Origin of the sequence: Novosphingobium oxfordense, from assembly GCF_044029435.1 — a bacterium.
GTDB lineage: Bacteria > Pseudomonadota > Alphaproteobacteria > Sphingomonadales > Sphingomonadaceae > Novosphingobium.
In genome coordinates, this window is record NZ_CP147007.1 from 399,119 (window position 1) to 417,943 (window position 18,825).

At 58.4% G+C, this 18,825-nt stretch carries 14 protein-coding genes and 1 pseudogene; 6 read left to right on the top strand and 9 right to left on the bottom strand.

All coding sequences use genetic code 11. The features are described 5' to 3' along the window. Positions 1-8 precede the first annotated feature (8 nt). Positions 9-320 carry a hypothetical protein gene (locus tag WBP07_RS21825; RefSeq protein WP_395395966.1) on the bottom strand — a complete coding sequence of 104 codons (312 nt, stop codon included), beginning with the start codon at positions 318-320 and terminating at the stop codon, positions 9-11. Between the two features lie 350 nt (positions 321-670). On the opposite strand from WBP07_RS21825, the gene WBP07_RS21830 reads away from it, so the two are divergent. Further along, the gene (locus tag WBP07_RS21830) at positions 671-1,339 is read left to right on the top strand and encodes an SOS response-associated peptidase (protein ID WP_395395967.1); all 669 of its coding nucleotides are present in this window, start codon (positions 671-673) and stop codon (positions 1,337-1,339) included. A gap of 89 nt (positions 1,340-1,428) precedes the next feature. Here WBP07_RS21830 and WBP07_RS21835 read toward each other — a convergent pair whose 3' ends face one another. The 7 genes from WBP07_RS21835 to WBP07_RS21865 form a co-directional block, all read right to left on the bottom strand. Beyond that, positions 1,429-3,993 carry a TonB-dependent receptor gene (locus WBP07_RS21835; RefSeq protein ID WP_395395968.1) on the bottom strand — a complete coding sequence of 855 codons (2,565 nt, stop codon included), beginning with the start codon at positions 3,991-3,993 and terminating at the stop codon, positions 1,429-1,431. Positions 3,994-4,170: 177 nt separating this feature from the next. Then, complete coding sequence (locus WBP07_RS21840; protein ID WP_395395969.1) at positions 4,171-4,917, bottom strand: glutathione S-transferase family protein; 747 nt, start codon at positions 4,915-4,917, stop codon at positions 4,171-4,173. Positions 4,918-4,921: 4 nt separating this feature from the next. Further along, a complete protein-coding gene (locus WBP07_RS21845) occupies positions 4,922-5,809 on the bottom strand; it encodes an SDR family NAD(P)-dependent oxidoreductase (RefSeq protein ID WP_395395970.1) in 888 nt (295 codons plus the stop codon). Positions 5,810-5,915: 106 nt separating this feature from the next. Continuing rightward, a complete protein-coding gene (locus WBP07_RS21850; RefSeq protein ID WP_395395971.1) occupies positions 5,916-7,628 on the bottom strand; it encodes a class I adenylate-forming enzyme family protein in 1,713 nt (570 codons plus the stop codon). 54 nt (positions 7,629-7,682) lie between these two features. After that, the gene (locus WBP07_RS21855; protein WP_395395972.1) at positions 7,683-8,837 is read right to left on the bottom strand and encodes a 12-oxophytodienoate reductase; all 1,155 of its coding nucleotides are present in this window, start codon (positions 8,835-8,837) and stop codon (positions 7,683-7,685) included. Between the two features lie 189 nt (positions 8,838-9,026). Beyond that, positions 9,027-9,611, bottom strand: coding sequence for a TetR/AcrR family transcriptional regulator (locus tag WBP07_RS21860; RefSeq protein ID WP_395395973.1), 585 nt, complete (start codon positions 9,609-9,611; stop codon positions 9,027-9,029). Between the two features lie 588 nt (positions 9,612-10,199). Next, positions 10,200-10,841, bottom strand: coding sequence for a TetR/AcrR family transcriptional regulator (locus tag WBP07_RS21865; RefSeq protein WP_395395974.1), 642 nt, complete (start codon positions 10,839-10,841; stop codon positions 10,200-10,202). A gap of 71 nt (positions 10,842-10,912) precedes the next feature. On the opposite strand from WBP07_RS21865, the gene WBP07_RS21870 reads away from it, so the two are divergent. The 5 genes and pseudogenes from WBP07_RS21870 to WBP07_RS21890 all read left to right on the top strand — a co-directional run bounded on the left by WBP07_RS21870 (position 10,913) and on the right by WBP07_RS21890 (position 15,790). Further along, the gene (locus WBP07_RS21870; protein WP_395395975.1) at positions 10,913-11,668 is read left to right on the top strand and encodes an SDR family oxidoreductase; all 756 of its coding nucleotides are present in this window, start codon (positions 10,913-10,915) and stop codon (positions 11,666-11,668) included. A 20-nt stretch (positions 11,669-11,688) separates the two neighbouring features. Beyond that, positions 11,689-12,676, top strand: a pseudogene (locus WBP07_RS21875) (MBL fold metallo-hydrolase). A gap of 316 nt (positions 12,677-12,992) precedes the next feature. Next, positions 12,993-13,997 carry a nucleoid-associated protein gene (locus WBP07_RS21880; RefSeq protein ID WP_395395976.1) on the top strand — a complete coding sequence of 335 codons (1,005 nt, stop codon included), beginning with the start codon at positions 12,993-12,995 and terminating at the stop codon, positions 13,995-13,997. Beyond that, positions 13,990-15,171 carry a hypothetical protein gene (locus WBP07_RS21885; RefSeq protein WP_395395977.1) on the top strand — a complete coding sequence of 394 codons (1,182 nt, stop codon included), beginning with the start codon at positions 13,990-13,992 and terminating at the stop codon, positions 15,169-15,171. The genes WBP07_RS21880 and WBP07_RS21885 overlap by 8 nt, the downstream gene beginning before the upstream one ends. Positions 15,172-15,238: 67 nt before the next feature. Continuing rightward, positions 15,239-15,790 carry a hypothetical protein gene (locus tag WBP07_RS21890; protein WP_395395978.1) on the top strand — a complete coding sequence of 184 codons (552 nt, stop codon included), beginning with the start codon at positions 15,239-15,241 and terminating at the stop codon, positions 15,788-15,790. A 316-nt stretch (positions 15,791-16,106) separates the two neighbouring features. On the opposite strand, the gene WBP07_RS21895 is transcribed toward WBP07_RS21890, so the two are convergent. Beyond that, complete coding sequence (locus tag WBP07_RS21895) at positions 16,107-18,614, bottom strand: ATP-dependent nuclease (protein WP_395395979.1); 2,508 nt, start codon at positions 18,612-18,614, stop codon at positions 16,107-16,109. Between the last annotated feature and the right edge of the window lie 211 nt (positions 18,615-18,825).

An 18,825-nucleotide genomic window follows, 5' to 3' on the forward strand; every position in this document is an offset into this window, starting at 1 on the left:
TGATGAACTCAGCCCCGGCTCTCCGAAATCTCTACGTTCGCGTTCGTTGTGGGCCCGAACAAGTCGGGTTGCTGCAGGTCGGTCATTTCTGACTCAACGAGATCATCCGTACCTTCGAGCTTTGCCTGCAAGCGATGTAGAACCGCCGGCAGGAAATCCCGCAACGTCACGAGATCCGCATGCGATGCGTCCTGCCGATCTGCGGATTGAAAGTAGTGACGACCCAGCGTCAGAAGGTCGCTGTCGGATAGCGCAACGCTGCGCGGGTGTGGTGCCATGGTCGTGAGCCTTTCGCGAATCGAGGGAACGAAGCATATCATGTTCCCTATATGTTCTCACTAGAAACATCCAAGGGCCATCGATTACCAGGCCTTGGCGAGCTGGGCATTTTGACGTTACGCCCGGCGGACTCGGCGACCTTTTGCGGGCGGGTTTCTGGCTGGCTGAAACATTGTCCCGCCGCGATTTGCCCCGCATTCCGCTGGTTCAGTTGTCAGGCGTCATGGTCACTGCAGCTGCCTATTTTCGTCCGATGGGTCATGTTCACATGATCTGCGGTTGATCTCCAACGCTGCGGTTGGCTGACGGAACCGTCAGCAGCTATGGAATGCCGACCATTTCATTCGGGCACTAAGATTGACTCCGCCGGTGCCCGGCTCATCATTCCAGCATGTGCAACCTCTATCGCCTGACCACGCCTGCGAGCGCCATTGCCGCGCTATTCGGAACCGAGGCGGCGGCGGGCGCCAACGTCGTTGAAGTGGTCGCCCCAACCGATCCCGGTCTCGTCATCGCCAACAACGAGGTTCGGGCCATGGCGTGGGGATTTCCTCGCAACGAACTCAGCACGGTGACAGGTCAGCCCCTCAAACCCCATGCAATCTACAACGTGCGCACGGAAAACATCGGCTCGCGCTTCTGGCGTGGCAGCTTCGCCCGGCGCCGCTGCCTCATTCCGGTCAATGCCTGGGCTGAAGCCGAAGGCAAGCAGGGCCGGATGACCCGCACCTGGTTCTCGGTCCCCGGCGAAGAGGTTTTTGCGCTCGCGGGGATCTGGCGGCGAAGCGACGAATGGGGACACGTCTTCTCGATGATGATGGTGCCCGGCCACGAGGCGATGGCCGACCTCAACGACCGCATGCCGGTAATCTTGCGCCCCGAAGATTGGCGGACCTGGACGCAAGGCTCGCCCACGACTGCGCACGCCTTGTGTCAGACGTGGAGCGAGGATCTGATGCGGCAGGCTTCCCAAGAGTCCTGGTCCGATCGTACGAGGTCCGATCGCACGAAGAAAGAAACCCCACAACCCAAAGACCAACAGTTGTCGCTTCCGCTCTGATCAGCCGACAAACCACGCCGCAAAGGGCAGCGCATTTGACGCGTTCTCCACTCGGGTGATTTCACGTAATTGGAACACGCTAATATCCTTCAGCCGAATGGTCGCAGTGTCAGTCTGATCCACAATTCGCGACCTGGATCCATATAACACAGCATCTCATCGACGCCCGCCGGCCCGGCAGCGTTGCCGCCGGTGATCTGACCGCCAAGCAGGCCATTTTGGAAGTTCGACGGTGAACAATTGCTCGCCGTATATTGTTTCGTCAGATTCTTGCCAATCAACGCCACTTCCCAACGGTTGTCCGGCCCCTGCAAGGTCAGGCCTGCGTCAACTTTCGCATAACCACTCTGATAAAAGTCTTCGCGCTTACCGGGACCAGTGAGGAATTTCGAGGTCAGATAATTGTTATTGGAAACGATCAACTTCCAGTTGCCGATCGGTATCTCGTAGTCGAAGCCGACGTTCCCGCTCCAATCAGGTGCACGCAAAAACGGGGAGCCGGACAGGTCCTGGGCGAAATAGAAGCCCTTCAAACCGTTGACCGTCACCGCGCCTGCACCGGGGGATGCTTGATCAGGCGACGGTACAAATTCCTGGTCGCAGCCGTTGGCAATTGTCTGGCCGCCGTAGCAAGGAACGTTGTTGAGCGTCTTGAACCGGGCGTGCGTGTAATTTACTGCCGCATTGAGCGTCAATCCTTCCAGGGCAGCGGGGCGAAAATGAGCTTCTGCCTCAGCACCGTAGCTGCGGCCGCTACCGGCATTGACCGTCCGAATGACCGGTATCGATCCAACCGTGGGTTCAATGCCGCCAACTTGCAGGCCAGTGTACTTGTAGTCGAAACCTGCAAGTGTGAAGCTCAGTTGGTTGTTGAAAGTACGGCCCTTGATCCCGCCTTCGAAGCCGGTGACTTTTTCATCACCGAAAGAATTGTCTAACCAGCCATCAGCGTTAAGTGTCTGAGGAGTCGCGATGCTGAAAGAGCCCGACTTGTAAGCCACCTTGTAAGAGGCAAAGATGTTGAGATCCTGCGTCGGCTTGTACGTGATCGTCACTTCCGGGGATGATCGGGTCGAATTCACGCGAGGCGTCTTTACCGGGACGATGTAGGGGGTGGTGGGCGTCACTGGCAGTCCAGCGCCGAGATTCGTGAGTGAATAGTAAAGCAACGGGTCCTGTTCCCGCTTTTCGTTGGTTACGCGCACGCCGCCCGCCAGTTCGATCTCCGGTGTTATCTTGTACCGCACCTGACCGAAGGCGGAGTACGTTTCGATGTCAAACCGGTTGAGCCCATCCTGCAGCGGAATACCGCTTGCGGCCGCCGGAACGAAAAAATTGTTGGCGTATAGTGTCACCCGATCGGAAACCTTGCCGTCCTGGTAAAAACCACCAAGGGTGAAGTTAAACGGGCCGGAAAAGTTGCTGTTGAAACGCACTTCTTCAGTGAAGTCGCTTCGCCGGAAACGCGGGTTCGTCACGGCAAGAAGCGGACCGGAAAATCCTGACAGTGACGGATTCAGGGCGCTGTCCGAGTGCAAGTTGTAATAGCCTGTCACAGAAGTCGCGGTGACATCGTCGGTCAGGTTGTAATTCAGCTCCAATACACCGTAGCGCTGCGTGCTTTCGATATAGGAAGTTTCGTTGTCTTTGCCCAAGCCAACAAAGTTCGCCGGATTCATGCCCACGATGTAGCCGACGCGATCGAGCTTGCAGTTGTCGTTGGGGTTGATGAACGGTGCGTTGCCGTAGGCCGGTACCCCGCCAACTCCATCGGGACAGGACTTCAGCTGGCCATTTTCGGCATTGTAGCTCTTGTCGTGGACAAGGTTGACCTTGAGCTTGGCGTTGAATCTCCAACTCGGATCCCAGATCAATGTGCCGCGAACCTGATAGCTGTCGCCGCGACCGGTTCGGCTGAAGCGCGGGGACAGGCCGCCCAGCGCCGATACCGGGAGCGACACGCCCGGCGCCGGTGAGAACGTCGCCGTCGATGGTATGACCGCATCGTTGTAATAGTAACCGTCCGTTTTCGAATAGACGCCGGCGATGCGGGCCTTCAGAGTATCACTCAAAGGCCCCGAGACGACACCTTCAAAACGCATGGCATGCGCCTCGGCCTCGTAGCCGGCAGAGCCTTTGACTTCGAGCTGGTCGGTCGGATCGGCGGTGTGGATCGCGATCACGCCGCCGGGACTGCTCTTGCCATAGAACAGCGATTGCGGCCCCTTCAGCACTTCCACCTGGCCAACGTCGAACATGCCGCTGGTGAAAGCAAGGCCTTGTCCAAGCGAAAGGCCATCGATGTTGAGCGACACCGACTGGTCGATTCCGGGATCGAACGAACTGGTCCCCACACCGCGCAAGGTAACCTGCTGGCCGATCGACAGCACCGCCGTTCCGATCATCAGGCCGGGGGTGAGTTTGGTGAGATCCTTGAGATCGAGGGTCTGCTGGCGGGCGAGCGTCTCGGATGACACGACCTGTTCGATCACCGGAACGTCGAGCTGGGTTTCCTGGCGTTTGCGCGCCGTAACGATGATATCACCCGGTGCGACGCTGACGGTGCCTCTGCCCTGCTCATCGGGCTGTTTGACAGGCTGCTCATCGGCAAAGGCCGGATTGGCAGTGGCGAGTGCGACGACGATGGCCGTCATGCTAGAGAACATCGTGCGCGTTCTAGACATAGCCTTCTCCCCAATATTATTGCCGCTTGGCCGCGGCATTTGATTTTTTCTGCAACTACTCAATTATTACCGCATGTTTCTTAACATCTAAAATACTGTAATGCGATCAAACGACAAACAACCCTTTGATCGCTACGACGATTTGCGTCAGCTCATCCTCTTTACTGAAGTAAAGTCTTGCACTGGCACTTCATCAGTGCGGCCAAAGAACCTGTCGAGATCACTGCTAGTTGCAGCGGTCATGGTCGTCGCGGAGGGGCCGGCAAATTCCCGCACAATCCTCGCCTTGGCGCGAAGGACGGCAGGGCGGTCGGCGATTGCCTCCCGCCAGCGCTTCATCGCCGGATAGCTGTCGATCGCGAGGCCATGTCGTTCGAGGTATTCCGCCCAAGGGAATGTGGCGATGTCGGCGATCGAATAGGCGTCGCCGGCAATCCATTTGCGGTCCGCAACCCTGTCCTCGAGGAGTTGGTAGAGCCGCTTGGCCATCGCTGCGTAGCGGCCCAAAGCATAAGGCTCGGCGCCTTCGGGGAGCAAACGGAAATGGGTATACTGGCCAAGCATCGGTCCGATTCCGGCCATCTGCACCATCAGCCACTGGAGCACTTCGTAACGATCTGGAGATTGCGCCGGAAGGAATTTCCCGTGTTTCTCGGCCAGCCAGATCAGGATTGCACCGGATTCAGCGAGCGGCTTGCCAAGCGCCGGATCTTCTATGACCGGAACTTTGCCCAAGGGATTGAGCTTGCGGAACTCGGGCGTGAATTGCTCGCCCTTGAACAGCGCGACATGCTGGAGGACATAGGGCAATTCCAGCTCTTCCAGCATGATCGCCACTTTGACGACATTGGGGCTCATCACGCCGTGGAGGATGATCGGTTCCTGTTCGTTCATCTGATCAACCTCGAGAAAAGAGCCGGCCGATGGAGCCGCCAAGCGGAGCGGGCATGAACCCGTCGTCTGGCCAATCGATCCAACCACCACCCGCGCTCGTGCCGCCGTCGATATGCAATGTCGTCCCGGTGATGGAGCGCGAGAGGTCGCTCACCAGGAACAGCAAACCGTTGGCGAGATCCTCGACCGTCGGATCGCGTTTCATCGGGACATAGATCTTTGACGCTTCAGCAAGGGTTTCGGGCCCAAGCTTCTCGATCCTCGCAAAATCTTCCGGGTACAACGACCCATTCGACGTCTTTGCCGGCGAGGTGTCCGGCGCGATAAGGTTGACGCGGATCTGGTCCGCACCCAATTCCACCGCAAGCGCCTTGCTGAAGTTCGTGGTTGCCGCCTTGGCTCCGGCATAAACCGCAAAGGTTGCAGCGCCCCGATGCGCCTCGATCGTTGTAAAATTGACTATGCTGCCACCGCCGCTCCTGCGCAGCAGCGGTATCGCGCGCCGACAACTGTCGAGGATATATCCGTAATTCATGCGAATATCTCGCGCGTTGTCTTCGTGCGTGGAGTCTTCGAACCGCGAGCGTTTGCAGTGCGTGGGCACGTTGACCACGATATCGATCTGACCGAAGTCCTGCTCGACGCGATCGTAGAACGCGTCGAGCGCTGCCGGATCGGCGACGTCGGCATGATAGGCCAGAATTCGTACACCCAGCGCTTCAACCTCGGGCACGATCGAGGCCACCTCGTCCTCGTGATTGTCGCAGGCGGCGATATGGACGCCGGCTTTGGCCAGGGCCAGTGTATAGGCCCGCCCCTGGATTTCTCCGCAGCCGCCGACGACCACGGCAACTTTACCCTTCAGTGCGGCATGCGCTTCGAGGAGCCCCATTTTCCTGATCCTCTCGTGTTGTTCGTGATCGCCTGTCAGGCAAGCAGCCCGACTTGCGCCGATGCGTCGACCAATGGGACGCCTTCCTGATTGGTCATGCGGATCTTCAATTCGATGACGGGCACTCCCGACTGAGCCTGCTAGACGCCAGCTTTCGTAACTCGGACGACCTGATTTTGGCGCTGCCGGTGAGGACCAGTTCCTCCTCATGCAAGAAAAGGATCTCCCGTGGTATTTTGTAGCTCGCCAGGGATTTCTTGGCGAAATTCCGAACCGTTGCAGCGTCGAGGACGATACCCTCCTCCGGGACGATGCAGCCGATCACGATTTCCCCCAAGGTGTCGTGCGGAACGCCAATCGTCCGGGCTACTTTGACGCCGGGACATTTCTCCAGCACCGCGTCGATCTCGAGCGGCGAAACGTTGGCGCCTCCGGTCTTGATGATGTCGGAAAGGCGGCCTTCCCATTGGAGGCGCCCCAACTCGTCGAGGTAGCCGCCGTCACCTGTGCGGAAGAATCCGTCGGCATCGAAGGTCTGGGCAGGGTCGATGCCAAGATAACCAAGCATCAATGTCGGTCCCTTGACCGCAATCTCTCCCCGGCTTCCGCGCGGCAAGGTCTTTCCGGTCTCGGGGTCGACGATCTTCATCGCATTGCCCGCCAATACCTCCCCCCAACTGCGGCCGCGGATATTTTCGGGCGAGGAATTTGGATAACAGGTCGTGACTGTGAAAGTTTCGGTGCTGCCATAGTTGCAGACCGGTTCCGACCATGTGCTGTGAATTTTCGGATGCTCGCCAAGTGGCAGAGCGAAATCTACATATTTCATGGCAGAGAGGTCGACCGTTCCCCAGTTCGGCGCCTCCTGCATTTGCTTGGCCTGGTGGGGCCAGACGACAGGATAGTTGACGCGCTCCTTCTCAAGCAGTTCGAGCGAGGCGACTGGGTCGAATGCCGATTGCAGGACGAGGCAGCCGCCCGACGAAAGCGTGGCCCCCAGCACGGTTGCGAAATTTCCCGACCAGAAGAAGCCATTCGGCGCCCAACTTCTGACATCTTCGGCAAAGCCGAACATCCGCGGCCAACGCCAGAAGTGGATGCACATGCCGCGATGGGTATTGAGGATGCCTTTCGGTAGCGCCGTGGAGCCCGACGAATAGAGGATGGCGCCCAGTTCATGCGGCTGAACCGCAGCAGCCGCTTCATCGATCACTGCCGCCGGTATTGATGCCGCGCTCGCGAGAAGTTCGTCCCACGCTTCGATCGCACCGCTTGGCAAAGTGGACCCCACCATGAACAGACGGCGCAGGAATGGATATTTCTGCGAAACCAGCTTGCCGGGAGCGCTCTGCCTGAGGGCTGGCTCCAATTCGGCCAGCATTTCGCAGAAGTCTTTCTTAAGGACCTTCCCCTCGAACAAAAGGATCGACACGGCCGAACTGCGCAGCAGGTAGTCAAGCTCCGTGGACGTCGAAAAGGTGCCGAGCGTCACGGCAACACCGCCAGCAAGAGCCACGCCGAAGACGCTGGCGAGCCATTCCGGACGATTGGTCATCATGATGCCCACACGGCTGTCCTTGCCGACGCCATGCGCGCGAAGCCCGCGGGCGACCTGCATTGCGCGGTCCCAAAGATCGGCATAGGACCAGCGTATCTCGTCGCCATCCTCGTGCATGACGAGTGCCTCGCGCTCTGCGAAGCGCGTAGTGACCTCGCGAAGATAGCCGCCCAAGGTCAAAGCACCGAGACCAGGCTCTTCGGACAGCGCACGCCCATAGACAATCGGACAAAGCGCAGATCCGCCGGTTGCCTTGGCCATCGTACCCTCTCCCTGACAATTTCTGGGCCAAGTCACGCCGGCCCGTTATCGCCGCTATTTCACGTGCGCCATCAGCGGGTCTGCCATCAGGCTCGTCGCGAAAGGCTTGAGGTGGTCGAACGCGCCGGCCCGCACGAGTTGGGGCCAATCGGGTTCGGCGATCATTGCTCGGCCGACCGCCACGAGATCAAAATCACCGCGATCGAACCTGCGCATCAAGTCGTCCAGTCGCTCGAGGTTGAGCGGCGCGACTGTGTCGGCGCTCAGGCTGGCGAGGAAATCCATGTCGAGCCCGATCGAACCGATGGTACAACTGGGCACGCCCGTCACTTTCTTGACCCAGCCAGCCAGGTTCAGATCGCTGTCGTCAGCGAAGGTCGGCTCCCAAAAGCGGCGCTGCGAACAGTCGAACAGATCGACGCCCGCATCGACCAGCGGCTCGAGCAGGTCTTCCAGCTCCTGCGGCGTTTCGGCAAGGCGGGCATTGAAATCGGCCATCTTCCAGAACGACATCCGCATGATGATCGGCATGCCGGGTTCGAGTTGGGCCCGGCAGGCTCGGATCACTTCTGCGGCAAATTGGCCGCGAGCGTTCGGGCTCCCGCCGTAGCGGTCGGTGCGATGGTTCAGTTCCTTCCAAAGAAACTGGTCGATGATATAGCCGTGGGCGCCATGCAGTTCGATGCCATCGAACCCGAGCTCTACTGCCTTCGCGGCGCTGCGAGCATAAGCTGCGATCACTTCGTTGATCTGCGCATGGGTCATGCCTTCGGCGACCTTCTGGCCGGGTGCAATATAGCCTGAAGGGCTGACCTGACCGAGTTCCGGACGGTAAACTATACCCTTGCCGGCGAGCAAATCCGGACCGCTGGGGATCAGCCCGACATGCCATAGCTCCGGCACGCAGAGACCACCTTCGCGGTGGACCTTGGTGGCCACATTGCGCCAAGCGTCCCACGAGTCTTCACCACGGATCCGGCCCAGCATCGGATTGTCGCCCGAGGCGGGATGGTCAATGTAGGCCCCCTCGGTGATAACCAGGCTCGCGCCGCCCTGAGCGCGCCGGGCGTAGTATTCAGCAGAGTCGTCGCCGGGGATGCCATTCTTGCAGACTTCGAGCCCCATCGGCGGAAAGACGAAACGATTGGGCAGGATGAACTTGCCGAGCGGAAACGGCGTGAACAGCCCCTCGAAATCCACTGGCCCCATGCCCCTCTTCCTCATGGCGCGGAACTTGGGCCCGCTGCCCGAATCTCTCCTATCGGAATTTAAGCACTCGCTCAATATTTATATGACAGCAATCATGCGATCGGATAATTTAAGCGCGCTTTGTGCACGGCACGGCGCCCCGGCGTGCTGGCGGCCGAAGCGTCGAGCGGCAACCATTTCGGCTTCCCATTACGGGTTAGATGCCGGTTCAAGCTTGTTGAGCAGGTCTTCGACGAACGTGTGAACGGCTTCATGGGCCAGCGACGTTCCCAAGGCTTCTTCCGTTCCGAGCGTTCGGCTCAGGGCCGCAATGAAAAAGGCCACGACTTCCGGTGCCGGCGCGCCTTTAATGTCGGCACGCTCCAATGCGCCTGCGATGATCATGCTATGGATATTTCTGGTCGTTTCATTCGCTCGCCGGACTTCGTTACCAATGGCCTCGGAATGGCGCGCCAGAGCGATAAATTCAATGGTCAGGTGCGCATCAGCCTGCTGGAGAGACTCCTTCCAAAGGCTGCGCAGCGGGCTCGTCGATGTGAGTGAACGGACTTGGCGAGCCAGAAAATCCTCCTCCGCGCGGCGGAACAAGGCGAGCATAAGATTGTCCATCGTACCGAAATGATAATGGACGAGCTGCGACTTCAGGCCGGCCACTTCGGCCACTCGCCGCGAACTGACGGCGGCATACCCCTCGTTGCACATTATCTGCTGAGTAGCGTCCAGGATGGCCTTCTTGGTTCCGGCGCTTTCGTCACTCTTTCGCTTCCTGGTCATCTCTACTTCGCTGCTCCCATCGAACTGCAATAGCCTCGTGATAGGAAATAAGCGACTGCTTAAAACTTCATGGCCAGTCGCCGCGCTTCTAGGTGGAGATCGAGGCGATGCTCACCGCCTCGAGTTGGAAACTGGATACATACGCCCGTTGGCTGCCTCGCCTCCCGCATTATCGACCACCTACATTAAGAGACATCCACGACCGACGATCAGATGCTTCAATTGAGCGCGATCATCGAGATCCGCACGTGGCATTTGAACCTACGACCTTCAGGTCATGGCGGTATTCGCGTGCATGAGCCGAAATCGTGAGGAAACCGACTGCCATCAGAGAAGCGAGCCGACAGGTCTGGAGCAACATAGGAAACGGGCCCATCGCTATGGGCTGGGCTCCAGACAAACGTTTCATTACTTTTGCTCCGCTTCCGTGTCGTACAGCGCCGAGGCCCATGGGATTGAGCAACCTGCGAGAATCATTTTCGAATGCACAAAGTTCCGGAAATGAGGCATTTTCGAGCAATGAGCATCCACCGCCCCATTCCGGACCTTAAATGGCAAATTGACTGCGCCGATAAGCGAAAAGTCGGCTTATCCTTTCACGCTCCGACTGGCGAAGACAAGATAAGCGTGGCAGGCCTCGGGGAGTTCGCGCCGCAATCGCGCGAAATTCTCCTCTGAAGGGTCCGCCTCCATGACGACCCTGACTGACCCGCCCAGCACCGCCGCGAGCATGAAAGCCACGGACTGCCGGTCGGCGAATTGCGCATCGCAGGCGCTGGCGAGCAACGCATCGATCGACGCCGTCATGGTCTGCGCCGCCCCGCTCATTAGTTCCGACAAGTCAAATTCGGCAGAGATGCCGTATATCGCGCGCGAAGCGACCATGTCCGCCATCTTCGCGTCCAGCCAGGCCGTGGCAACGCCATGCGCGATCGTCCTGAGGTCTCCGCCCATCAATTGGGTAGTAGCGTCCCTCATAGCCGTTTCGATCAGGTTGAATTGACGCTCGACGAGCGCGAAGAGCAGAGCCTGCTTGTGAGGGTAATATTGGTACATCGTCCCCACAGAAACGCCGGCGCGCTCGGCAACCCGCGTCGTGGTCAAACGTCCGACACCCCCTGTAAGCAAAACCTGAATAGTCGCGCAGTGAATGGCCTCGATCGTCACGGCAGATCGCGTCTGCTGCGGCGTCTTGCGCGGTTTCAGAAGTGCAGGCGTTGGGCGGCTCATATGCGAATACTAAAGCTGAAGGATCTTTCATATCTAAGGGAGACGAACGATCCCCTGCAAGGAGTTTTACTATGAAGACCGTCCTCATCACCGGTTGTTCGACCGGCTTCGGTCGCGAGACTGCCGTTCATTTCCTCGACCAGGGCTGGCGCGTCGTGGCGACCATGCGCAACCCGGCCGCCAGTACACTCCCGATGTCGGACCGGCTGCACGTCCTTCCGCTCGACGTTGCCGATGCAGGCAGCGTTGCGGCTGCGATAGGGCAGGCCGGAGCGATCGACGTGCTGGTAAACAATGCCGGTATCGGATGGCTGAACGCAGTCGAGGGATCGCCCCTCGAGACGGTGCGCGAGGTGTTCGAAACCAACCTGTTCGGGGCAATCGCCATGATGCAGGCCGTCCTTCCCGGAATGCGGGAGCGGCGTTCGGGCGTGATCGTCAACGTCAGTTCCAGTTCGCTCTACAAACCCTTGCCTCTGCTGTCGGTCTATCGCGCAAGCAAGGCGGCCATGAATGCACTCAGCGAATCGGCGGCACACGAACTGGCGCCCTTCGGCATCCGCGTTCGCGTCGTCATGCCCGGCATGGCGCCGTCAACCAGCTTCAACAGCACCGCCCGGAGCAATGTAAGTGTTTCCGGCGGGTTCCCTGAACCCTATGCGGACTATGCACAGCAGACACTGGCCGCGATGATGGCAGCGGCCAATGGCCCGGTTACGGTGGCAGCGGACGTTGCGGACGCGATCTTCCGTGCGGCGACCGACACGGACTGTCCCGCAGTGCTGCCGGCCGGGGCGGACGCCATCGCCTGGGCCAAAGGAGAGTGATCCCTGTGAAGCGACGGCCCATGTCATCCCCGAACCGTTATTACTCCGGCCCCGTCTCAGCCCACTTCGACGGGCGTCGTTTCACGAACCTCGAAGGAGAGCCGGAAACAGACCGGTCGCTGCGCGATATCTTGCGTTGGTATCGCAGCGCCCCCCGGACCAGATGGCCGAAATCCATGCCGGTGTCGCCCATCGTTCCGGCGGAACGGGTAGAGGGATTGTCCATCACCATGGTTGGCCATGCCTCCCTGTTGATCCAGACGGGCAGGCTCAACATCCTGACCGATCCGGTATGGTCCCACCGTGCCAGCCCGATCGCCTTTGCCGGGCCGCGCCGCGTGACCGCGCCGGTTATCAGGATGACCGACCTCCCGCCCATCGACGTGATCCTGCTGTCCCATAATCATTACGATCATCTCGACGTTGCGACCCTCCGGGATATTCAGGAACGGCATGCCCCAAGGATCATCACCCCGTTGGGCAATGACAGCATAATTCGTCGCCACATTCCCGAAGCACGCGTCGAAACGGGGGGACTGGTTCGACAGCTTCGACATCGCCCCAGGTGCCGAAGCGCATATCGTGCCGGCCTTGCACTGGTCATCCCGCGGCACCCGCGATCGCCGCATGGCCCTGTGGGGCGGCTTCATGCTGAAGCTCTTCGGCAGGACCGTCTATTTCGCCGGCGACACGGGCTATGGCACAGGTGCGATCTTTAGCGACTTGCAGGCGCGCTTCGGGCCGGTCGATGTCGCGATCCTCCCGATCGGTGCCTATGCACCGCGCTGGTTCATGGCAGCCCAGCATACCGATCCGGACGATGCCATCCAGATCATGCTGGACTTGGAAGCACGAGCAGCTGTCGGTATGCACTGGGGGACATTCAAGCTGACGGACGAACCTTGGGATGAACCCGCCCGCCAAGTAACGGCGGGCCTGCGTACACGCGGCATCGATGCCGCGAAATTCATCGCCATGCGCCCTGCTGAAACAGCCGAATTCAAATAGCGACATGCCGGGACGCGTGGACACCGTCGACCCTTTGCAGTCGCTCAGCCAAGATTTTTCTTTTCCCAAGTACGGACGGTCCGGTTAAGCTTGACGGTCAACCAATCGATCATGACGGCGAAGTTGAGATGCCCGTCAATGCCGCATGCACCCCGAATACCTGAATTTTCTTCCAAGATTAAGGGGGGATATCACCAGCCGATGCTGTGCGGTCTTGCTTATCGCCAGCTCGTGTTCCAAAGTTTCGCGGCACAACCGGACGTCCCAAGAGATTGATCACGTCCGTCAGATTTCTAGGACGTCGGGGGGATTATTGGTGACCGAGATTATCGCGCTTGCGATTCATGACTTGAATCGTGACGACGCTGGCTATTCCGTCGTTCTATCCGAAAACCTGCTTGAAGTGACCGACACGACGCTTCGTGTCATCTCCACGATCTATGATCTATACAACAGCCGGACGTCTAAGTCCCACGGTCGTTTCACCCCCGCAGAAGGGTCGCCGACCGAGGGACAGATCCGCGCCTATGTCGAGTCCAAGGAGAAGGACTTCCTCGACCTCACCGCTAGGATGATGGATAATTTGGCACGGGAAGCGGGCAAGAAATCGGCTTCGGTCGGCGGGCACGTGTTTTTCGCTCACTTCCGCCGCGATGGTTCAGACTTCCTGCTCGTCACGGTGGTCACAGATAAGCTGAGCGCGGCCCTGACCAAAAATCATGGAATGGAGGACGTCGAGCACCTCGATCTCGATGGCTTTCGCTTCGCCGGCCGCATCAATTTGACCGCTTGGGCGGACGAGCAGGATCGCTATCTCAGCTTTCTGAAGGGGAAGGGCTCGATATCCGACTATTTCCGTGATTTCCTTGGCTGCGATTCAGCCGTTTTGGAACGCAAGGATACTCAGAGGCTTGTAGAGGCGCTGAAGGAATTCACGGTTAGCGAGAAGATGGTCGACACGGAGGCGACGGCGTTCCTGTCGGACGCCCTCGATTATCTGGGCAAGGCTAACAAGGCGAAGGAGCCTGTAGATTTCGAGGCCATGGCAAATCGCCTAATGCCTAAAGACCCGACCAGACTGTCGAAATTCCTAGCCCATACGGATCGCCAGCTCAACGAAGGGTACGTGCCGAATGCGAGCGCCCTGAAAGCCCTTGTGAAAGTGACCGCCAAAACGAAGATGTGGTCGGTCGAATTTACGCGTGAAGCGATCGACGAGAGAATCGTCGTATTCGACAAGGACAAGAAATCCCTTACCTTGATGGATGTGCCGATCGAGCTGATCAATCAGATGCGCGCCGAAGGGATGATCAGTGACTGACGTTACGTTTGCCGATCTCGTCGAGATATACCGCGCGACGCGGTTCGACGATGAGAACGGCGACGTCCTGACCATCAAAAACGATCACATGGTGGTGGTTTTGACCTCCATCATGGACATCGACGCACACTATAACGATGCCCAGATTTCCGTTGAGAATGGCCATGATCTGATCGTTGGGTCAGAAGTTTCTGTAACGATCGGGCGGCCCAATGTGGCGAAGATGGGCCTTTTGGTGCCCACCTTCGACGATCTGTTCAAGGCACCAGGTGCGGTGCTCGCGGAACCCGAACGGTACTACATCAAGAAGGAGCATTATGCGTCGGGCGACAGCCCTGTCCCCCCGAAGCTGCTTGCGTACCGTGCTGTCCTGAACGTGCTCACCATCCTTCGGGATAGCGCTTCGCTGGTCGATGAAACGATGCGTCAGCTCATCTTCATCGGCAAAGAAAAGGTCGTCGTCCCGATCCAATTCGGTTCGGTGGATCTTCGCGGTGACGTCGTCGGTCAGGGCGATCGGCTGACGAAGCTGTTCGCGGACGAACTGCACCTGGATGAGAAGCGAACGATCCTGCAAACCACCATCATCGAAATGGTGCGTTCGCTGCGAGAGAAGGACAGGTTCGGTTTCCTTATCCGCAATCTCGACCGCCTCGCCAATGAGGTAGAGAAGGGATACCGGCTCTTCACGTCGAGCTTCTCGTATTCGAAGATCCGCAACGAGGTTGAAACCGCGCGGCTGGATTTCGTCGGCAAAATCCACAAGACAATTGTTGATATCCAAGGTCAGCTGCTCGGCATTCCCGTAGCGACGATCGTTGTGGTGTCTCAGCTCAAAAAGGTCCCGCCGTCGTGCGGTCTTGAGTTTTGGACGAACCTTGGTGTGCTTATCGGTGCGATCGTCTTCGCGATGATGCTGGGGATCGCCGGACTGAACCAATGGAAGACGCTCAACGTCATCGCGACAGAGGTGAAGCGACAAAGCACCCGTCTCATCGACGATTTTGCTTCGATCGCGGATCAGTTCTCTGATGTGTTCGATGATCTCCATGCCCGCATCAAATGGCACCGTGCCGCCCTCCTTGTCGTCGGCGGTGTCCTGTCGCTCGGCGTGGTCATAACGACAGTTGCAGTCTGGAGGCTGCTGCCGGTTAACGCGTGGCAATGCTTCTGAATGCATTGCAGCATGGACTTCCCGCTATGACTTTCGCTGCGAAATACGATAAATTGCCGAGGAACGCATGAGCAAATTTCGGGTGGCCCTTACCGATAGCGAAGAGGCTTTGGTCGCCGGAATCGATTTTGGCGACGGCTATAGCAACCGTTCTGATCGTCACGAGGCCTACCTCGCCAACCGCGAGCCGATCGTCGATCTTCTCAAATCCTTGGGCGAACGAGGCGGACTGCCGGATCACCGTGTGAGATATTGGACTGACCCCGAGTATCATCACGGGCGCCGAAAAGAGTCCCGCGAGCAGATGTTCGCGCGCAATGGCAGCGTTGGCGCAGAAGCCTACATCCACCCAGGGTTCGTAAAGCATCTGCGTTACATGCTATTCGGTGCGAAGCTGCCTGATGAGGTGATGAAGGCATTCGAGGACGAGGCCGGTGACCCAGATATGGTTTCGTTTGGCGATGCGCTGGATCTCGGCAAGTTTGCCCGGGCGCTGGTCCGCCGTCACGAATTGGAGCCGCGCCAAGCCTGTGACGAGTTTTTCAGGCTGTCGCTCGACCTCGGTATCAGCGCTGATTCCGCGTTGCGAATCCGGAAAATCGTTGAGGAGACGCGCTAAAAGTTTCGGCTAGTTCGACATCCAATGAAGGGCAAGCCTTGCGTGCGGGAACGTTTTTCCCGGAATAAATCGAAAGAGCGAAGATGTCGCTGCGTTCTCGGGTCAGGGCTGCAGGGCCATCGCCCTTCCGCCATGAAAGGTGCAGGTCCGACCCTAGTCGGACGCTCAATGACAGATTGTTGATCCTCAGCAGCGGAAGTTCCGCTTTCAGCCTCTGCTATAATTTATTCGGTCGAGCGAATAGTCCCCTGTGGCGGGATCCGCATGCGGTTGTAGCCGCCAAGACGGAAGGCGGCTGACTCCCGCCCCCCCTTTGTCAGGCAACCGAAGACGAAGTGTTGACCGGATCGGTTGCCCGCGACTTGCTGCTACGGGCATTGCTCCGCGCCTTGGCGGACTGCCGCGCCTTGCCGTTGGCTCGCTCTACCGGCTGTTGCTGCGTGCTCACAGTTGCGGTCTGCTTATCAGCTGACAGTTGCGCGCGCCAAGCATGCTTCAGCCCGGCGAGTTGCTCCAAGAACGACATATAGGCATCGACACGCGCGGCTGGATCCTCGTGCAGATGATGGTCACGGCGGATAGGAACCATAGCGTTACGTATCGCTTCCGCTTCGGGAGAATCATCCAGCTGCGCTTCAATCTGGCGGAGCGCGATCATCGCCTGTTCGCGCGTCGCATGATTGGGATGATCAACCCTGAATAAGGCAACCCGCTCGGAGACCAAGGTCTCGAGCTTCTTGTTCGCTGCGTCATCGCTGGCGCGCCGGACCGCTTCGTTGACCGCACGAAAGACAACCCGCATGCGATCGAGAAACTGGTCGACATGCGCGCGCAACCTAGCCTCGGGTTGATTGCATACTTCGACAAGGGCTTTCGCAAATGCGATCTTGTCGATCCTGCCTTTATGGCGCTTCACCTCCCGATTGATGGCATCCAGCATCGAACCGCCGTTCATCAATTCTACCTCGATGGCCGAGAGGGGGATGCTCGGCGGCGCACCTTCCCGAAATTTGGTCACCTCCTCGATCACCTGCTCCATCGCCCGATGCGCAAGAGCAATCGGCACGAGATCCTCGATCACAGGCGCTGCGGGCCAACCTTCGACATTCTCGCCCAATTGCGCAAGATCGAGAATATTCTCAGGCTTGATGAGCTTTCTCAGTCGCTGGTCTTTAATGAAATCCGCCTTCGCTGATACCCCTTCCTCATCGCCATCGAGCAAGGCCACCACAGGCGGCTTGTCCGCACCCTGTCCACGAATTCGAAACACGGTATAACCGATTTCCTCCGCCGATCCGCTTGGCACGATGACCATCCGGTTGAGGTCGAGAGTGTCGTCCTCGATGCCTGGCGATTTCAGGCGTGTCAGATTGGCCGCGCCCGCCAGGATGATCTGATCCGCGGCCCCTTCGACCAACAGATTGACCGAACCCACGAATGCACTTTCACCGACGAAGGCGCCAAAAGCCGATCGCAAAGGTTCGTAATGATTGCGACTGACGCTCGGCACCACACGGGTGCCGTCGAAGCCACTCCCCTTCTCTAGGACACGGATGCGCTCGGAATGGTTCTTGTCAAGCAAGAACGGCGAGTGGGTGACATAGACGACCTGGATTGGCTCGATGCCGGGTTCAGGCTCTGCCAGATCGCGAAACACTCGCATCAGATCTTGCTGCGCCTCGGCAGACAGATAGGTATCGGGCTCATCCATCAACAGGATAGACTCCCGCCCCGATGCAGGGCGATGGATTTGCGTCTGGATCAGATAAGACAGGAAATAGCGCAGCCCGCTGCTTCGCTCGGAGAAGGTGTAGACTGTACCAGTGCGATCGCTGATGACGAAGACCAATTCACGATCGCGTGTCGAGACCTTGAGGCTGAAATCCCTGTCTTGCACCCAGTACCGCCGAAAATTGAGCTTGCGATCGAGCTGCTGGTTGGCGGATTCCAGCAATCCGCCAACATAGCCGTCATGCTGCTGGTCGATGCCATGCGCGAGTTCCGCCAAGCTGTTCGGATCGATATCGCCCAAGGTTAGAAGCAGACTGCGGCCAAGCTCCAACGATTTTAGGGTTCTCTCGCCGACATGCTCAGCCATGGGCACTGACAAATCCGCGAATGCACTCACGACCTGTCCAGCATTTTGCTGTACGGCGGCGGCACCTCCGTTGATCAGCGGACGGAGAACACCGATCGCGCCGATCAGATTTTCGATCATCGAGCGCGAGTAGGTCGCCGCCGGCGCATCGCCACCCTTCTCAAGGAAGGAAAACGGCACGGAGTTGGGAAGAGCGACTTCGGAGTCGATCTCAAACGGACGGGGCACCAATTGCTCGATCTGCCGGGTCTGCTCCTCGGTCAGCTCATGCTTTTCGAAACTGTCGCCGCGGGGGATCCACACCGTCAATGTCGCTGGCTCTTCGCGGAACATCAAAAAGCGACCAAACGCGGTATCTGTGACGTCGAGGACTTGGGCGATCTCGTTGGCTTCGTCCAGGGAGACGCTATCCCATCCAACCCCTACATGCGGCCAGCAGCGCTGCCCCTTCGCTACGCCAAAGAAAGGCGAATAGCGACATAGGTCACGCTGCTCGATCTCATCGCCAGTGATCGCTTTCTTGATGACACCGAGCAAATGGCTTTTGCCGGATTCGTTCGCGCCAACGACAGTGGTGATGCGCCGATCCAGTTCAACTGTCACATAAGGATAAAATCGCTCCCGGAAGACTTCCCATGGCTGTTGCTGAACACGAGCATCGAGTTTGCGTGCATGGTCGAAGTTGAAGGATTTGTAGAACCGCGCATAAGCTGTCTTGAGTTTCAAAGGAATCCCTCCCCAAGTGGCACTCATCATTTCGTAGCGAGCCGGGCCAGCCAAGCAATAGCGGAAACAAAAAAGGAACAAATTTGGAGGCGTGAGATGCCAGCTGTTTGTCAGGGTAGGTTGACCTGACCGTTAGCTGACGCACGAGTGGATGTGGTGAGAGTTTGCGGCACCGATCCCAAAACCGGCACCGTCTTCGAATAGCTTCGCA